At 56.4% G+C, this 17225-nt stretch carries 19 protein-coding genes, 1 other RNA gene and 1 riboswitch; of the genes, 8 read left to right on the top strand and 12 right to left on the bottom strand.

The window, feature by feature from the left end:
• Positions 1-202: 202 nt before the first annotated feature.
• Positions 203-1663 (bottom strand): PLP-dependent aminotransferase family protein, encoded by a 1461-nt coding sequence (locus Q1B21_RS20995; protein WP_299084768.1) that lies wholly within the window; start codon positions 1661-1663, stop codon positions 203-205.
• Between the two features lie 130 nt (positions 1664-1793).
• On the opposite strand from Q1B21_RS20995, the gene Q1B21_RS20990 reads away from it, so the two are divergent.
• Both Q1B21_RS20990 and Q1B21_RS20985 read left to right on the top strand, forming a co-directional pair.
• A complete protein-coding gene (locus Q1B21_RS20990) occupies positions 1794-2102 on the top strand; it encodes a helix-turn-helix domain-containing protein (protein ID WP_298937769.1) in 309 nt (102 codons plus the stop codon).
• Entirely contained in the window at positions 2095-3126 is a 1032-nt protein-coding gene (locus tag Q1B21_RS20985; RefSeq protein WP_299892850.1) for a permease, read from the top strand. Before Q1B21_RS20990 ends, Q1B21_RS20985 begins: the two co-directional genes overlap by 8 nt.
• A gap of 54 nt (positions 3127-3180) precedes the next feature.
• Here Q1B21_RS20985 and Q1B21_RS20980 read toward each other — a convergent pair whose 3' ends face one another.
• Both Q1B21_RS20980 and Q1B21_RS20975 read right to left on the bottom strand, forming a co-directional pair.
• Positions 3181-3570, bottom strand: a complete 390-nt coding sequence (locus Q1B21_RS20980) for a hypothetical protein (RefSeq protein WP_299892848.1) — start codon at positions 3568-3570, stop codon at positions 3181-3183.
• Positions 3571-3622: 52 nt separating this feature from the next.
• Complete coding sequence (locus tag Q1B21_RS20975; RefSeq protein WP_298937772.1) at positions 3623-4381, bottom strand: DUF1013 domain-containing protein; 759 nt, start codon at positions 4379-4381, stop codon at positions 3623-3625.
• 130 nt (positions 4382-4511) lie between these two features.
• Between Q1B21_RS20975 and Q1B21_RS20970 the strand changes: the two genes are divergently transcribed.
• Positions 4512-5153, top strand: coding sequence for a ribonuclease T2 (locus Q1B21_RS20970; protein WP_299892846.1), 642 nt, complete (start codon positions 4512-4514; stop codon positions 5151-5153).
• Here Q1B21_RS20970 and Q1B21_RS20965 read toward each other — a convergent pair.
• The 5 genes from Q1B21_RS20965 to Q1B21_RS20945 all read right to left on the bottom strand — a co-directional run bounded on the left by Q1B21_RS20965 (position 5150) and on the right by Q1B21_RS20945 (position 9422).
• Positions 5150-5638, bottom strand: coding sequence for a hypothetical protein (locus Q1B21_RS20965; protein WP_299892844.1), 489 nt, complete (start codon positions 5636-5638; stop codon positions 5150-5152). The genes Q1B21_RS20970 and Q1B21_RS20965 overlap by 4 nt on opposite strands.
• A gap of 130 nt (positions 5639-5768) precedes the next feature.
• On the bottom strand, positions 5769-6338 hold the full coding sequence (locus Q1B21_RS20960) for a hypothetical protein (protein WP_299892842.1): 570 nt from the start codon (positions 6336-6338) through the stop codon (positions 5769-5771).
• A 115-nt stretch (positions 6339-6453) separates the two neighbouring features.
• Positions 6454-7047: a recombination mediator RecR gene (gene recR, locus Q1B21_RS20955; protein WP_299892840.1), complete on the bottom strand. Its 594-nt coding sequence runs from the start codon at positions 7045-7047 to the stop codon at positions 6454-6456.
• Between the two features lie 62 nt (positions 7048-7109).
• Positions 7110-7454 (bottom strand): YbaB/EbfC family nucleoid-associated protein, encoded by a 345-nt coding sequence (locus Q1B21_RS20950; protein ID WP_299892838.1) that lies wholly within the window; start codon positions 7452-7454, stop codon positions 7110-7112.
• Between the two features lie 156 nt (positions 7455-7610).
• A complete protein-coding gene (locus Q1B21_RS20945) occupies positions 7611-9422 on the bottom strand; it encodes a DNA polymerase III subunit gamma/tau (RefSeq protein ID WP_299892836.1) in 1812 nt (603 codons plus the stop codon).
• Positions 9423-9547: 125 nt separating this feature from the next.
• Between Q1B21_RS20945 and Q1B21_RS20940 the strand changes: the two genes are divergently transcribed.
• Complete coding sequence (locus Q1B21_RS20940) at positions 9548-10060, top strand: protein-tyrosine phosphatase family protein (protein ID WP_299892834.1); 513 nt, start codon at positions 9548-9550, stop codon at positions 10058-10060.
• On the opposite strand, the gene Q1B21_RS20935 is transcribed toward Q1B21_RS20940, so the two are convergent.
• Positions 10052-10459: a hypothetical protein gene (locus tag Q1B21_RS20935; protein ID WP_299892832.1), complete on the bottom strand. Its 408-nt coding sequence runs from the start codon at positions 10457-10459 to the stop codon at positions 10052-10054. The genes Q1B21_RS20940 and Q1B21_RS20935 overlap by 9 nt on opposite strands.
• A gap of 87 nt (positions 10460-10546) precedes the next feature.
• A riboswitch (cobalamin riboswitch) is annotated at positions 10547-10768 on the bottom strand.
• 157 nt (positions 10769-10925) lie between these two features.
• Here Q1B21_RS20935 and Q1B21_RS20930 point away from each other — a divergent pair.
• On the top strand, positions 10926-11783 hold the full coding sequence (locus tag Q1B21_RS20930; RefSeq protein WP_299892830.1) for a hypothetical protein: 858 nt from the start codon (positions 10926-10928) through the stop codon (positions 11781-11783).
• Positions 11784-11815: 32 nt separating this feature from the next.
• On the opposite strand, the gene rsgA is transcribed toward Q1B21_RS20930, so the two are convergent.
• The 3 genes from rsgA to Q1B21_RS20915 form a co-directional block, all read right to left on the bottom strand.
• A complete protein-coding gene (gene rsgA / locus Q1B21_RS20925) occupies positions 11816-12844 on the bottom strand; it encodes a ribosome small subunit-dependent GTPase A (protein ID WP_299892828.1) in 1029 nt (342 codons plus the stop codon).
• Positions 12845-13013: 169 nt separating this feature from the next.
• Positions 13014-13112: signal recognition particle sRNA small type (gene ffs / locus Q1B21_RS20920), an RNA gene on the bottom strand.
• A 39-nt stretch (positions 13113-13151) separates the two neighbouring features.
• A complete protein-coding gene (locus tag Q1B21_RS20915) occupies positions 13152-15035 on the bottom strand; it encodes a bifunctional 2',3'-cyclic-nucleotide 2'-phosphodiesterase/3'-nucleotidase (RefSeq protein ID WP_299892826.1) in 1884 nt (627 codons plus the stop codon).
• Between the two features lie 176 nt (positions 15036-15211).
• Between Q1B21_RS20915 and nudC the strand changes: the two genes are divergently transcribed.
• The 3 genes from nudC to Q1B21_RS20900 are packed head-to-tail and all read left to right on the top strand — an operon-like array spanning position 15212 to position 17218.
• Complete coding sequence (gene nudC, locus Q1B21_RS20910) at positions 15212-16195, top strand: NAD(+) diphosphatase (RefSeq protein WP_299892824.1); 984 nt, start codon at positions 15212-15214, stop codon at positions 16193-16195.
• A 40-nt stretch (positions 16196-16235) separates the two neighbouring features.
• Positions 16236-16703 (top strand): SRPBCC family protein, encoded by a 468-nt coding sequence (locus tag Q1B21_RS20905; RefSeq protein WP_299892822.1) that lies wholly within the window; start codon positions 16236-16238, stop codon positions 16701-16703.
• Between the two features lie 50 nt (positions 16704-16753).
• Entirely contained in the window at positions 16754-17218 is a 465-nt protein-coding gene (locus tag Q1B21_RS20900) for a GNAT family N-acetyltransferase (protein WP_299892854.1), read from the top strand.
• Positions 17219-17225 lie beyond the last annotated feature (7 nt).

Genomic DNA, 17225 nt, shown 5'->3' with positions numbered 1-17225 from the left:
CCAATGATCCCAAACGCATGCTCAATCCCGTGCTTCTGCAAAACCTTAACAAAAGCCTCTTCCGTCGTCATCTTCATGTGAGTCGTCTCCGCGCATAAATGGGTGAAGCCGGACGGGCAGCCCAGCCTTTGAATTAGGTTTAGGCCCAAGGGGTGTCAGGGCGTTAGGGCCAGAACGAAAGGCGGATTAGGTCCAAAATCGTCTAACCCGCGCGAATGGTATCCGCGATCAGCTTCACACCCGGTGTGATTTGTTGGGATGAGATGGACGAGTAGCCGAGGCGGTAGAAGTTCTGCGGTCGGTCTGGGCCTGAAAAGAACGGGGCACCCGGTTCGATATGAACACTTTGATTTTGTAGCTTTTGGGCAAGCCGGGCCGTATCGACAGAGTCCGGAGCTGCCATCCACATTGATGAGCCGCCCATCACGCCGCGCCCTGCCACCGTCAAACCGTGTTCGTCAATCGCCTTGTCCATAATGTTGCGCCGCTGCTCCAACTCTTTTGACATGCGCCGTATTTGTGCGTCGTAGTGGCCCAACGACAGAAAATACGCTGCGGTCCGCTGTATGTGGCCGGGTGGGTGACGTAGTACCAGCGACCGCAGGGCCCGTGCTTCTCGGATAAACGGCTCAGATCCGACCATGTAGCCAAGGCGTAATCCTGGGAACAGAGATTTTGAAAAGCTGCCCACATAGATCACGCGGCCGTCGCGGTCCATGGACTTCAGGGCCGGGGAGGGCGCCCCCAGAAATGCCATTTCAAATTCATAGTCGTCCTCAACCACCATTGCGTCCAGGTCTCGTGCGCGGTCGAGCAGTTGATTGCGGCGGCTCACAGGCATGGTCGCGGTTGTGGGGCTTTGATGGCTCGGCGTGGTGAATACGACGTCCGTATCCTGAGGGAGGGCCTCAGGCGGCAACCCGTTCCGGTCAACATCCAGCGGAGTCACTTTGCAGTCCCAGTGATTCAAAAGGCTCCGCAGGGCGTAGTAGCAGGGGTTTTCGATGACGGCGGTACGATTGTGGGTCAGCAAAATACGTGAGGCTAACCAAAGCGCGTTCTGGGCCCCCAAGGTAATCAAAATCTCTTCGGGGCGGGCGGTGATTCCGCGACGAGGGAGGGTGTGACGGGCGATGAATTCGACAAGCAGCGGGTCATCTTGATCCACGTAATCAGCTGTAAGCGATTCAAAATCTTTATGCCCCAGGGCACGCACCGCACAGAGCCGCCAGTTGGCGTGATCAAACAGCGTCCGGTCCACCTGCCCGTAGATAAAAGGATAGCTATACTCTCGCCAGTCACTGGGTTTCGGCAACACATCCGCGTCAACGAAACGACGTGCGAGTGCCGTGTCCCAGTCAACTGTTTCCGCTTGCTTTTGAACCGGCGTATATTTTGGAGGAACCGGCGCGTTTTCTGAAACATAATAGCCTGAACGGCCTTTGGCGGTCAGGTAGTCATTGGCCAAAAGCTCGGTATAGGCCAGCGTCACAGTGATCCGGCTGACACCCAGATGGGCGGCCAGTTTGCGCGACGAGGGCAGCTTCTCTCCGACGTGAAAGCGGCCAGACAGAATACCCTCGGCGATCATCTGCTGGATCTGAGCCTGAAGCGTCCCATGCCCATTGAGTTCAAGAAAGAATGTGTCGACCGAAATCCCCATACCTGCTTATAGGGTGGACTTAAGAAGTGGGCAATCTGGACTTACGAAATACCGGAAACTTTCGTCTGCGGTTGACGTTGGCTTTCTAATAAACTAAATAACTAGAAAGTTAGTTATATGGAGAAATCAGATGTGGGAAACCGCGGCTGCCGGTTTTTCGGCAATGGGATCAGAAGCCCGGCTGAAAGTTCTGAAAACACTGGTTCGCGCCGGCGAGGCGGGTCTAACCGTTGGGGACATCCAAAACCGGACAGGAATAGCACCGTCTACTTTGGCGCATCATCTACGGTTTCTTGCGGCGGGCGGGCTTGTCGAGCAAGAGAAGATCGGGCGCAGCACGATCAACCGGGCTTGTTATGGTGAGCTGAGAAATCTGGCGCAGTTCATCCTCAGCGAATGCTGTGCGGACGAAGTTGGAAAGGCGGCAAACGATGGCTGAACTGACGCAAAACCCAAGAGTGGTGGCTAAGGGCGCGCTTGACCTGATCAAAACACCCTGGGCCTTGATCGTCGCACTACTTGTTGCCGTGGCCATTTTGGATCCGGGCAATTGGGTGGAGGTCATCACCTTCGCCGTGAAGGCTTTGGCCCATACCGGCCAGTACATCCTGTTTGCCGTCTTGTTGTTATCCTATCTGAAAGCGACCGGTGCCGAGGTCATGGTGGCACGCGCATTTGAAGGCCGTGAAACCCGGATGATTTTTCTGGCGGCGTTGTTTGGTGGACTGGCCCCGTTTTGCTCGTGCGAGGTTATTCCTTTTATAGCTGGGCTGCTGGCATTGGGGGCTCCGCTGTCTGCGGTCATGGCCTTTTGGCTAAGCTCACCGCTGATTGATCCACCGACTTTGTTGATCACCGCTGGCGCCTTGGGTTGGCCATTCGCCATTGGCAAGGCGGTTTCAGCGGTTGCGCTGGGTTTGTTCGGGGGGTTCGCCGTTCGCCTGTTGATGCGGCAGGGCGCATTTGCCCAGCCATTGCGAGAATACAAACCAGCAGGATGCTGTGGGTGCGGTCCCAAGCTTGACGAAAAACCGGTCTGGAAGTTTTGGCAGGATCCCGATCGCCGGGTTCGGTTTCGGGCAGAATTTCTGCAAAATGGTCTGTTCCTGTTGAAATGGTTGGCTTTGGCATACGTGCTCGAAGCGCTTTTGGTCAGCTATGTTCCAGCCGACCTGATCGCTGGTGTTGTCGGCGGGGAAGGGGTTCTGCCGATTGTTATCGCGGCGCTGGTCGGGATGCCTGCCTATCTGAACTCCTATGTCGCACCGCCATTGCTGGCGGGCCTGATGGAGCAGGGCATGAGTGCAGGTGCGGCCATGTCATTTATGGTTGCTGGTGCAGTCAGCTCGATCCCGGCAATGGCGGCAGTTTGGTCGCTGGTAAAACCGCGCGTCTTTGCGACGTATCTTGGGCTTGGTGTTGGCGGCGCGATTGTCACCGGGGTCCTGTTCCAGATGATCTGAAAGAAAAAGCCGCCCGGTATATTGTCGGACGGCTTTTCGTATCTTCTGGCAGGTTCAACCCGCCTCGCAAAACCGTGGCAGTTTGAACCTGTATCTGGGTTCGCCACTCTCCACATAGACGCGTTTTTCGATGCACGCGCTGGTTCCAACCGTTTGCGATATAGGGGCTTCGGTCGACGTGACCGAAGCGGCACTGCCATCTGGCAACCGAACCGAGGCGACGACCCCGTTTTTAAGGTCCCCGTTGATTGGTGTTGCCGACAATACCGGGACGGTCATGAAAGAATGGTGCTCGTGCTTCCCGTCGTCACCCAATAAAACCAATGTGGTAACGATTGCGATCATTAACGCACCACCCGCTATTCCCAGCCCCCAGGTCTTCAGAAAGGCATAGGTTGAAACGGCACGGTGCGGTCCAAGAAGTGCAGACAGAACGGTCAGCATGGGGTTTCCGAACAAACAAGAACCGGCCCGCTCAGGCCGTTGCATTTAGTAATCAAGGACGGGGTTCGTCTTCGTCGTCGTCGCTGCCGCCTTTGGGCAGGTTGAAGAAGCTGTCAGCGTCCACGATAGGCTCGTCGTCTTTTTCATCTTCTGGATCATCTGAAAGAGAAAAGGTTTCCAGCCCTTCAATAGCCGTCGGAATTTTCGGCGCGGCATCCATCTCAAGCGATTGTTCAGTCGACACCAGTTTGCGACGCTCATCATCGCTCATGACGCCACCTTCGGCGGCCTTCTTGGCGGCAGCCTTTTGCACGATCATGTCCAGTTCCGACTGTTTGCACAGACCCAGAGCAACTGGATCAATCGGCTGCATATTGGAAATGTTCCAATGTGTCCGTTCGCGGATGGACTGGATGGTTGGCTTTGTGGTGCCGACCAGCTTGGCGATCTGACCGTCACTGAGTTCAGGGTGGAACTTGACCAACCACAGGATCGAGTTTGGGCGGTCCTGACGTTTGGACAGTGGCGTGTAACGGGGACCCCGGCGTTTTTCCTCACCAGCAGCAGAAGGATTGAACTTGAGCTTCAGCTTGTGCAGCGGATTGTCCTGCGCGGCGTCGATCTCGTCCTGGGTCAGTTGATTGTTGGTGATTGGGTCAAACCCTTTGACACCGGCAGCCACATCACCATCCGCGATGCCCTGTACTTCCAACTCGTGCATACCCACGAAATCACCGATCTGCTTGAAGCTGATCGTGGTGTTGTCCACCAGCCAAACAGCGGTTGCCTTGGCCATCAGAGGTTTTGCCATCAGACCGTCTCCTATAAATACATCTGTCCCGTCGCCGGAATTCGGCGGCCTCGTTATATTGAGGCAGGTTTCCGTTGTCGGGGAACTTGGGCTGTATATAGTCACGCCAGCCAAAGAAGGGAAGAGGCGAATGCGCCAGGTGATTTCGGGGCTGGTAATGTGGGCGTTCGGTGCGATATCAGCGCTGGCCGATGGAGAGAAGGCCGGTGAGTTCGACTACTATGTCCTGTCGCTTAGCTGGTCGCCAAACTGGTGCGCGCGCGAAGGCGATGCGCGCGAGTCGGATCAATGCGACGCGCGCCATGACCATGGTTGGGTGCTGCACGGGCTTTGGCCGCAGTTTCATCAGGGCTGGCCGTCGTATTGCAGCACCTCAGAGGCGCCACCCACCCGTCGCATGACGGGGGAAATGCAAGACATTCAGGGCAGTTCCGGTCTTGCCTGGCATCAGTGGAAGAAACACGGTTCCTGTTCGGGTCTCAGCGCAACGGACTATTTCGCGTTGTCTCGTGCGGCGTATGAAAGCGTTCAGCGCCCGCAGGTATTCCGCAAGCTGGACACGTCGGTCAAACTGCCCGCGTCGGTAGTCGAGGATGCATTTCTGAAGGCTAACCCATCCTTGGCGCCCGATATGATCACCATCACCTGCAAACAGGGTTACATCGAAGAAGTTCGCCTGTGCCTGTCCCGCGATTTGAATCCCGTGCCCTGCGGCCGCGACGTGATCCGCGACTGCACGGCCGAAGATGCGCTGTTCGATCCGATTCGCTAGAGCGTCTTGTTCTGGCAGTCCCGGGCGTAATCCAACGCCTTGGCGGTGCCTTTCAGGTCGATCGCCATGACAACCTCACCCGCAGGGTTGTAAACGGTCATGGACTTGTTCTGGGCGATTGCATTGACGAAGTCGCGGTCGGTGAAAAACACCGTCGCGCCGGGCACGCGATCCTGTTTGAACCCGATGGCAGTAGCGTCATAGCTTTTCCCATCCAGCTCAAACCGGATCGGATAACTCTGTCCCGGCTCGATATCACCCCAAGCCTTATTGTAGACTGTGAAATACCCGCGATTGTCCAGCGCGTCATAGCCTAGGCGAACCACCGAAAGATCCTGATAGACCGTCTGGATCAGGCAGCCATTGCCGAGGTTCGGGTCCATCATGATGTTCCACCCCTCGACAAAACCTTTGTCGATCAATTCCTGCGACCAGGCGGCGGTGGCAGTGAAAGTGGCGAAAATCAGGGCGAGAAAACGGCTCATATAATTTGCTCCGAACAAATGTACGTTAAAGTCACCTCTTCCTAACCGTTATCCTCTTCTGCCCCAACGACATTTTGAAATCTGAATGAGGATGCCATTCCGAAAAGGGCAGGAACTTTCTTGAGGTGGGTTAGTTTTCGTTGAACGCTTTTCGTATCTGTCGAGCATTGATCAGCTCTTCGCGGACTTCCATCCGAGGCCGCCAGTCGTATCGTTTATCGGCATCGAGCTTTGACCAGAACAAGACGCCACCGTACCGCCAGGGGTCCAGCAATATACCATCGTGCACTGTATCGCCTCGTTTGCTGATCACGGCCGAATGATGGATGATCCTGAAGTCTGTTGGCGGAGAGGTGGCCCAATGCATTGTCAGCGTGCGGAAGTTTTCTTGGTTCAGGCGTTTTTGAAGATCCTCGGCCCAGTCATTGCAAAGACCACGTTCTCGAAATCCATGAATGACCTTGGCATTGTGAATGATTGGTGGATCTGTGACCCGATATTCCTGTGCGAGTTGAAGTGAATAGCTGTGCGCGATTTGGGCCGCTCGCGTGGCCTCTTCCGGATCAACATCTGGTCCAAGTCCGCGAATTTCCGACGCCAGCCCATCGATATCAGATTGCTGGGCAGTTGGCTTTGTGGTGCATCCAGCAAGTGTTAAGGCAAATGCTGCAACAAGTAGCCATGCAAAGATCTTTGGCATCTTTTCTCCAATGGAACAGGCAGCGTGCGCCCTGTCTCAGTAAGTTTGGACATCTACGTGTTTGGGTTCGGGCGTAAGCTTCGTTGGTGATTTTCCAGTTGGCAAGCCTCAACCGTCACAGTTCTTTTCGTGCCCTGAGTGCTGCGGAAATCGTACCGTCATCCAGATAATCCAGTTCGCCGCCGATTGGCACGCCTTGCGCCAATGACGTCAGGCGCACCTGACCCTCCAACTGATCTGCGATATAATGGGCGGTGGTTTGGCCATCTACGGTGGCGTTCAACGCCAGAATAACTTCGGTGATCCCTTCGGCTGTCACCCTGTCTTTAAGGCGGGGAATGCGTAACTCGTCTGGGCCAACCCCGTCCAGGGCTGATAGGGTCCCGCCCAGAACGTGATAGCGGCCTTTGAAGACTGCAGCGCGCTCCATGGCCCAAAGGTCAGCGACATCCTCGACGACGCAGAGCTCTCCGGTCGCGCGGACCTCGCTATCGCAGATGTCACAGATGTCGGTGGTGCCTACATTTCCGCAGTTCAGGCATTCACAGGCAGTGGCCGCCACCTGCTGCATGGCGTCGGCCAGAGGTGTCAAAAGCAATGCATGCTTGCGGATCAGGTGCAACACTGCACGGCGGGCCGAGCGGGGTCCGAGACCGGGCAGCTTAGCCATCAGGTCGATCAGGTTGTCGATGTCGCTGTTCGAACTCACCGGCGCGCTCCTGTAAATGGGCCGGGCGTTGAGCCCGGCCGATAACCCGTCAGGCGGGTGTATCAGAACGGCAGCTTGATGTCTTTCGGCAAGCCCATGCTTTCTGTTAGCCTGCCCATCTCATCTTGCGAGCGTTCAGCGGCCTTGGCCTGTGCGTCTTTGATCGCGGCCAGGATCAGGTCTTCGACCACTTCCTTGTCGTCCCCGTTAAAGATCGACGGGTCGATGTCCAGACCTTTCAACTCGCCTTTTGCCGAGGCGGTGGCCTTGACCAACCCTGCGCCGGATTCGCCGACAACCATGATGTTGTTTAGCTCTTCCTGCATATCCGTCATTTTGGTCTGCAAATCCTGTGCGGATTTCATCATCTTGGCCATATCGCCCAGACCGCCGAGTCCTTTGAGCATTGTTGTTCTCCTGCAAATCGGTTTGAGCATTAAATACGGACGGCATCCGCGCGGCACAAGGGGCGAGGGGCTTCCCGCCCATCGTCAAGGTATTTGGCAGGGCCCTTCCTACCGTTGAGCCCCGTTTCGTTTCATCCAGTTTGGACAGTTTGGACGTCAGTCTTCCTCGAACGGATCCCATTCGTTCTCAACTTCGGGCAGGGCTTCTGTCTCGACCTTTGCTGACCGTTGTTCCGGCGTTTCAATTCTAGTGATCCGGGCTTTGGGAAACTGCGTCAGAACGGCTTGAACCAAAGGATGTTCAGATGCAGTTGCTTTCAAGGCCAATTCGGAAGCATCGCGCACTTCACCAATAGTGGGCGCATCACCATGCGACACAATCGAAACGGCCCACCGATTGCCTGTCCAACGTTGCAGCGCGGATCCCAAACGAGGGGCCAAGTCTGTTGGGGCGGGTGCAGCCGGCGTAAACTCGATGCGACCCGGCTGGTACGAGACAAGGCGCACCCCGTTTTCAACCTCGACCAGCAACTTTACATCCCGATTTGAGCGGATCATTTCGACAACGTGCTCGAATGTTGGATAGCGCGCGAGTGCTGCTTGCACATCCTGCGCAAGCGCGGCAACAGGCGCACCGCCCGACCCGTGTGAGGCCGGTATGGCAGACGTCGAAATTGCGGCACTCGCCTGAACGGGAGCAGTGCTTTTTCCAGACACCGGGACACCTCCGCCCGGTCCACCAACAGTCGTAGGTGGCGAGTCTTGCAGCCTCTTGATCAGCTCTTCGGGGCTTGGCAGATCGGCCACATGGGTAAGACGAATGACAGCCATTTCCGCCGCCATCATGGCGTTCGGGGCTGCTGAGACTTCTTCCAGCGCTTTCAGCAGCATTTGCCACATCCGTGTCAGAACGCGCATTTGCAACGCCTCGGCCATTTGTTGACCACGGGCGCGCTCGTCCGGTGATACTGTCGGATCCTCGGCTGCATCGGGTGTGATTTTCACAACCGAAACCCAGTGTGTGATCTCGGCCAAATCGCGCAGGACTGCCAGCGGGTCAGCCCCTTCGGCATATTGACTGCTCAACTCTGTCAATGCCCCTGCTGCATCACCGCGCAGGATCATATCCATCAGATCCAGTACACGTCCGCGGTCTGCCAGACCCAGCATGGCGCGCACCTGATCTGCGCTGGTCTCGCCCGCGCCATGAGAAATCGCCTGATCCAACAAAGAGGTAGCATCACGCGCCGAGCCTTCAGCGGCCCGCGTGATCAACGCCAGCGCGTCATCTGCAATCTCGGCGTTTTCGGCCGCTGCTATCTTGCGCAGCAGGCCTATCATGTCTTCGGGTTCAATCCGACGCAGGTCAAATCGCTGACAGCGCGACAGAACCGTAACCGGAACCTTGCGAATCTCGGTGGTGGCGAAGATGAACTTCACATGTTCAGGCGGCTCTTCCAACGTCTTGAGCAGCGCGTTGAAAGCGCTGGTCGACAGCATGTGAACTTCGTCAATGATGTAAATCTTGTAGCGAGCGCTGGCGGCGCGGTAGCGGACGCTGTCGATGATCTCGCGAATATCGTTCACGCCCGTGCGGCTGGCGGCGTCCATCTCCATAACGTCGACATGACGGCCTTCCATGATGGCCACACAATGCTCGCATTGCCCGCAAGGTTCGGTTGTTGGTTTGCCTTCGCCGTCAGAACCGATGCAGTTCATGCCTTTAGCGATGATCCGCGCGGTGGTGGTTTTCCCCGTGCCACGGATGCCGGTCATGATGAAGGCTTGCGCGATCCGATCCGCCTCAAACGCGTTTTTCAGCGTACGCACCATTGCGTCCTGACCCACCAGATCAGTAAAGGTTTCCGGGCGGTATTTGCGGGCGAGAACCTGATAGGCGGGGCTGGGTGCGTCGGTCATGTTTACTCTGGCGGATTCGGGGCTTCGGCATAGCGTAGTGGTCACCATCGCCCGCGTCCACAGCAGCGTTCGAGGATTTTTATTTTGGAATCGGACCGGATGCGCGTATTGCTAGAGGGGTACATTTCACGAACTATTTTTCGCGACGGCAATTAAAGGGGGGAGAGCGTTACATGTCTCAGCTGGTGATCTACGCCTTGCAAGTTGGAGGAGGCACGCTTGCCCTTACATCAATGCCCGGTCGCGGCGGGGACTACGCAGGTGATCTGGACACAATCTCGAGCTGGAAGCCGGGTCTTGTGATTTCTACGGCAACCGAAGTCGAGATGTTTCAGGCCGGCGCGCAGGACTTTGGAAGCGATATTCAAAGTCGGGCCAGCCGATGGGTTTATCTGCCAATCGAAGACTTTAACGCGCCACCCCGCACCGTTCTGGATGAATGGCCGTCCGTCAGCTCTGCCGTGCGCCACGCCTTGTCTGGAGGCGGTCGTGTCATGCTGCACTGTAAGGGCGGTTGCGGCCGGTCGGGAATGCTTGTTCTACGGCTGATGGTCGAATGTGGCGAACAGCCCGACAAGGCGCTGGTACGATTGCGCGCCTTGCGCCCCTGTGCCGTCGAAACAGACGAACAAATGGCATGGGCCGTCGGTTCGACCCTGCAAGAGGTGAGCGTCAGATCAGGCTGAGATGTGCACGGCCATCTGCACGGGTTCGCGAGGTTTAAGAGCCAAAACCTCGAGCATTGCGCAAGGCGGCGTTGCGATGATCCCGGATGGCATGGTTTGGATATCGGTGCCAAAGATCATGTCGGCATAATCGTCCAGCTGTTTGGTGTTTGCCGCGGCATCGGTGCCGCAAAACACACGCATCTGATCGGGCTGGGCCCGAAACCGCGCGGTGCAGCCCTCGGGACAATGGGTCAACTCGCTGCTGCCTTCGATTTCGAACTCCGAAGTGGCGACTGGATGAGCTTCTGCCATAGCCTGTGCCATCGCGCGCGCCATTCGGGCCAGTGCAGGGCATGTCTTGCCTGTCCGTTGACAAACGGTTGCTGTGTATTCGTGTGTTCTTGTCTTCCAGATCATCTTGCGCCCTCCGCGCGGCGGACAGGGGCTTGGATCAGGCAGGACGGCGGTGTGCTGTCAGGACCTGCCCGGACACCCCGCCCGAGTTTCGGTTACAGTTCCGATGGCAGGTCTCCTGACTTGCGGGTCATCGCTTTACCGACCTTCCCGGCCATTGGGCCAGTGGTATTTCGGCATTGCTTTCCGCTTACAGTTGCGGGGGCAGTCGCGGATTTGGATCATCCCGGAGTATCCGGTCAGAACCGCACCGTGTTCCCTTTTCATCCCGACCCCTAGTAGGGGGCAGGAACCATCACACAATCGCTAGCGTCTGATTGCGCCCTGAGTCAAGCTGGACTTTATGTCTTGCGCTCCTACTCAATCCCAAGCGGACGTTTGGTCAACCTGAACCGGTGTTGACTCGGATATAGGAATTGGTGCCATTTGAGGGTGGTGAACCGATTGGTTCAGTTTTTCCGAGGTCGCTATGTTGGACACACAGCAAAGGGTATTGACCGAAGACTTTCGGTTCCCGTCCGGGCCGGCGATGCTTTCGGCACGGCTCTATCGGCCAGTTTCCGAGCCAGAAATCGTTATTGTTCTAAACAGCGCAACCGGAGTTCCACGAGATTACTACCGATATTTTGCGCAGTGGCTGGCGGAAGAACAGGGCATGGCCTGCCTGACATATGACTACCGGGACTTTGGGCACTCTCTATCCGGAGATCTCAACAAATCCACAGTCACTATGGCAGACTGGGCGCTGATTGATATGCCCGCGGCCAGGGCCGAGATGCGCCGGCGCTTTCCGAAAGCGAAGCAATGGACCATCGGTCACTCGGTGGGCGCGATGCTGGGTCCGGTTCAACCCGACATTGGTCAGATCGACCGAATGATTGGGGTATGTTCGGGGCTGGTCACACTGAAAGATCACCCTTGGCCGTATCGTGCGCTGGCGTGGTTGTTCTGGTATGGGCACGCACCCTTGCTTGCGCGTCTTTTGGGGTACCTGCCAGGAAAGGCCATCGGGTTCGGCACGGACCTGCCAGCTTCGGTTTACTGGCAATGGCGCAAATGGTGCACGGCGCCATTGAATTACGTTCCTGAAATCGGCCTCGATTTACCGGCGGCCAAATGGTCAGAAACAGGAACTCCCGCAGACCTGTTTGCCTTCGAAGATGACGAGATGGTCCCTCCGGACGCAGTGTGGCGGCTGGCGGATCTTTACGGCCCTGACACCAAACAGCATCTTTTGTCTGCGTCTGAGTTTGGTCTAACCGAAGTCGGTCATATCGGGGCGTTTGCCCGCCGGAATGCGGCTGTCTGGCCTAGGTTGATAGCGTAAGGGATGGGCGCCGAAAACTCGGCGCCCAGATATCATCGGCCGTTGCGAGAGTTTTTGTCTTTCATCACCGAACGGACCATTTTGCCAAACGCCTTGTCGCGCGCGCGGGACTGGGCCACGGTCTCCGAGTTTCGCTGATCCTCACGTCGCAGTTTTCTCCATCGTTCCAGACGCGAAGCGTCCAGCACGCCGTCTTCAATGGCACCTTGAACTGCGCAATCTGGTTCCGCGATATGCTGACAATCCGAGAAGCGGCACTTGCTCGCCAACTCTAAAACGTCTGAGAACACCTCATCCACGCCGTCTTGCGCGTCTAGCAAACGCAAGGCACGCATTCCGGGCGTGTCAATCAGCCAGCCACCGTTTCGCATGCGATGCAGCGCGCGTGAGGTTGTCGTATGTCGACCATGCGCATCATCTTCGCGAATGCCTGCGGTTGCCTCGTCCTGACCCGTCATCCCATTGGCCAGTGTCGTCTTGCCGACCCCCGAAGATCCAACCAGCGCTGCGGTCTGGCCGGACGGGCACCAGGACAGGACCTGCTGGATTTCTGTCTGATCCAGCGCGTTGATTGCAACAACCGTCACAACAGGTGCCAAAGTCTGAGCTTGAGCAACGTATGTGTTCGGATCATCGCATACATCGGCCTTGGTCAGCACAATGACCGGATAGCATCCAGCTTGATTGGCCAGTGCCAGGTATCGTTCCAACCGGGGTAAGTTGAAATCAGCATTGCACGAACTGACAATAAACAGCACGTCGACATTTGCTGCTATCAGTTGCGCTTCGGCGCCGGTGCCGGCTGCGCGGCGTTTCAGGACGCTGCGCCGATCCAGCAGGGTCCGAATGCGATTGTGTTCGTCCGCCAGCACCCAGTCTCCGACCGCATAATCGCCTGTCGGTCGGTCAAGGGTGAGCAGAGGTGTTTCGCCATCCGTGCCCAGCCCGGTCAGGCGATCGCGATGAACGGCTGTGATACGAAACGGTACGCAAGACGAATTGGCCGCGTGCTGTGCGGCAAAGTGGTGGGACCATCCCAGGTCCGATAGAAATATGGACATTGTTCTGCCTGTGTTCAGGTACAGTAACCCGGACAGATGGCATGCGCGCACCTGTCGGCTATGTGTTCAGGCGGTTTGAGGTTCGAGTACTAGAACCGGGCTGCCCGAAGGGTGTCTGCTACAATCATAAAAGCCCTCCTTCGGCCAATGCTCTTTGGTGTCTAGCGTCAAGTGAGAGGTTGGACATCGACCCAAGCGGGGCTCGTTGTGGCTGCTTCCTTCCGGATCTGACCAGGTTGGCGAGGCGCTCGCCCGCGCCAACCTCTCAGGTGTCGATATAGGGAAAGCTTGAGAAAAAGACAACCCGTCAGAGCGTCAGGCGGATACGCACGAAACCATCCGCATCGGTGCCTAGCACCTGGGGCGAATACACATCCAACTCGCCCAGATGCCTGAGCGCGCCCTGGCCCGTCCTGAGAATCGCGCACGCACCTGATAGAGGCAGAATCGCAAAGGGATAGGGTGCTTGTTCCATCGGATCCGCTGGCAGGTGTTTTGACAAATAGTCCCGCAATGCGCTTTTTATATCCAATGGCGGCAAACTGATCGGTTGAGCGTTCGCAATGAATGGAAAGTGACCGCCGCCGTTGGCCCGGTAGTTGTTGAGGGCCACAACGAATTTCTGATCCGGTCGGAGCGGGTTTCCTTCAAACGTTGCATTCTTGATCCGGCCATAGTTCGGATTGATCAGCGTCCCATCCGCGTCAAATCGAGGCGGTTTTGATGGATCGATTTGATAAGATAAGCCAAAGAGAACATCGAAATTATGCCCGGCCCGCCCGGGATTCATCAGGTTGTTTTCTGTACCCGGTGAGACTTGGTTGAAGGTGCCTGCAGACATCTCAAGCCAGTCCAAGACTTGTGCGCCGTTGACCTGTATTGCTCGCAGTTCATTGGGAAAAACATGTAAATCCGCAATATGGCGCAGGCAAATCTCTCCGGCAGGCACGTCAGTGTAGTATCGGGGACCCGAGCGCGCGCCGCACTTGTAAGGGGATGCTGCCGAAAGCATGGGTAGATTTTCCGACGCGGTGCCGCGCAGGAATGGGCGCAGGGCTGCGGCCTGTGCGGCGGCGACCAAAGCAAGCCCTCGGTCAGGTGCGCAAAAACTAAAGTAACTATGCATATCTTGTGCAACCCGAGCGACGGGTTTCGCCACTGCTGCCCGCGTTTGGGTGTGCCCAGGTGTAATCAGATGGACTATGTCTTGGTCTTCAGGTGCTAAAATCCCAGAGCTGGGGGAGTGGATAGACCGCAACTCAACGCAGTGATCTTCAACGTGCCACTTATTGTCCGAATTGCGGGTTACACTCAGGTCAACAACGCCCAGATGGGATCCGGCAGAGCCTGGCATGATCACAGGCTTGCCATGGACCAGCCCGGCCAAATGATCGACATACTGAAGACTTTCATGCGCAGCGCCAGGAAGGGTCAAATGGGTGTGCCCGGCAACAATTGCATCAACCCCTTCGATGGCAGCCAAAGGGATCACGGCGTTCTCCAATCCCGCGCTGGCATGGGTTTGCCCGAGACCTGAATGCGCAAGTGCAACAATCAGATCACAGCCAAGGCCCTGCAGCTTGGTTACAGTTTTTTGCGCCGCACTCAGGATATCTTCCGAGGTCACTTTGCCTTGTAAATGGTGTGCTTCCCATCGGTTTGTCTGGGGTGGCAGTACCGAAAAGACGCCCACGCGAATGGCAGTATTCTGTCCGTCCAGCGGCACGATGCGGTCGAGTATCACATGATCCTGCCACCGTTGCGCGGAATTGCCTTGCCGATGCAAGTTACTACACAGAACTGGGCAGGGCGCCTGTGCAAGGATTCGGTCCAGCGCGTTCAGACCAAAGCCAAAATCGTGATTTCCTAGCCCGATTGCGTCGTATCCCAATGCCTCAAAGGCTTGCATCATTGGATGGGTGCCGTCATTTAGCGCCGCCCATTCCCCTAGGGGCGTGCCTTGAAGGGAGTCTCCGTTGTCAAACAACAGGACAATGTCGTCTTCCGCCTGTCGTCTGGCCGCGCGGATAAGACTGGCGGTTCGCGTCAAGCCAAGTGTTGGATCCGGCTTGTCTGAATAATAGTCGAAACTTGTTAGGTTCATGTGCAAGTCGGTCGTCGCTAATATGCGAATACGCCCGCTTGGTGCCTTGGTCTGAATCGGTCTTGAGGGTCGTTGATTGGATCTCAATTTTCTACTTTTAGATGCTGCTGCTCAACCAAATACAATTAGAAGCATAATGAAGAAATTTTCGAGGCAACCATGAGGCTTTTTTGGCGGCATTGTCCGAATTCGTTGCCGGTGAATTGCGTTGCAACGAGGGCCTAGTCGTGGCAGCCCTGTGCGCAAGATCCAAAGGAAACTCAATGAAAAATGCGGAACAGGTGACTTTCGGCGGCTCTGGCCTGGATCGAGCCGCGCATCTTCGAAGCGACGCAGACAAGCTAACCGCGGCTGCAAGTGATCCAAACGCAAAATGCCTGCTGCTCTGGCGTGGCAAGGTTCTGGTAACCGGTGAAGCCCTGGATCAACTTGGGTTCGTCCCAATGACACATGTCTTGATCAATAACGGGCCCGGCGGCATCGTCGAAACTCCGATCTTTCTGGGGCTTAGCGAAATGGGCGCGCCGTTCTTTGCGGCAGATATTTCGGATTGGACGGCCCACGGGCACGACCTCTCTGCTCTCGGCGCGTTTGTCGACAGGTCCGAACAACAGCACCCTGAATTGCCGGACGGGTATGTGTTTGCCGAATTGCGCCGAATCATGACCCGGCTACCCACTCGGGATGCCGAACTTGCCGCGACTGCCAAGGCTGTTATTGGATGGCACGAAACCCATCGTTTTTGCGCACGTTGTGGTGTTGCCAGCGATCTGTCTCAGGCCGGGTGGCAGCGCAGTTGCCCTTCGTGTAGCGGCCAACATTTCCCGCGAACGGATCCGGTCGTCATCATGCTGATTACCCACGGTGATTCTGTTTTGATGGGGCGTTCCCCCGGGTGGCCCGATAAGATGTTTTCGCTGTTGGCGGGATTTGTCGAACCGGGAGAAACGCTTGAGGCTGCCGTGCGGCGCGAAGTGATGGAAGAAGCGGGTGTACCCGTCGGCGCTGTCTCATACCTCTCAAGTCAGCCCTGGCCATTTCCGGCGTCGTTAATGTTCGGCTGTGCGGGTGAGGCATTGTCGCGCGACATTGTCATCGACCCGGTCGAAATCGAAGAGGCAATGTGGGTCAGTAAGACCGAGATGATGCAGGCCTTTGCCGGAGAGCATCCGCAGATATTGCCAGCGCGAAAAGGTGCAATCGCACATTTTTTGCTGCAAAACTGGCTTGCAGATACGCTGGCCTAAGGAAACACTGAGCAGTAACTAAGATCAACAAAAGGCCGACATGCAGTTTTCAGCGCGTGAAGATATCGAAGCCCCCATCAACTCGGTGTTCGACATGGTCGCCGATTTTGAGCGTTTCGAGCGTATGGCGATGCGGCGTGGGATCGATGTGCGGCGCAGCGGAGATAGTTCTGTAGTTACGGTAGGAACGACATGGGAAACCGAGTTCAAGCTGCGCGGAAAGCCGCGTCAGATGTCGGTGCTGATGACAGATTGTGACCGCCCGTCACAAATGAGGTTTGAGGCAACCAGCAAAGGAATGACTGGGATTACGACGGTCGATTTTCTGGCGCTGTCGCAGCGCAGAACTCGCCTGAGCGTAGAGATGTCTCTGGTTGCCAAGTCTCTGCCGGCGCGTCTGTTGCTGCAGTCAATGAAGCTGGGACAATCCCGGTTTCGCAGGCAGTTTCAAATGCGTCTGGGTGATTTCGCAAGAGAGCTGGAGCAGCGCCATTTGCATGGGTCTTGAGGCCCGTTTTGGGCGGATAAACAACTAGATGGACCGGGTGTTTGGGCATCGTGATTTTTAGAACTGCGCAAGAAAGTGACGCCGAGGGGATCGCGAGCGTCTTGCAAGATCTTTTCGATGCGGGAAAGAGAAGAAAACCCTGCAGCGCTGAGTTTGTCTTGGGTCACTATATCAGTCATCCTGACAGCATTAGATGTACTCTGGCAGGTGACCAGAGCGGGCACATACTTGGGTTTCAGTCTCTCAGGCATGCTGTCGTGGACAACCCTTATGATGTAGCCGTTGGTTGGGGCATTATAGGCACTCATATTCGACCCTCGGCTGCCAGGCGCGGCGTTGGACGCGGCTTGTTTGCCCAGACGCTTGATGCTGCACATGGCTTTGACCTGACCTTCATTGACGCAACGATTGGTTCGAAAAACGCTGAAGGCTTAGCCTATTATGAAGCTATGGGCTTCCGGGAGTATCGGCAGTTGGAAGATGCTGTGTCGAAAGTGTATCAGTTGCCGTCCTAAAACTGCG

This window comes from uncultured Ruegeria sp. (genome assembly GCF_947504215.1).
In the GTDB taxonomy this organism is placed as follows: domain Bacteria; phylum Pseudomonadota; class Alphaproteobacteria; order Rhodobacterales; family Rhodobacteraceae; genus Ruegeria.
This window is presented reverse-complemented; position numbering and strand designations above follow the sequence as displayed.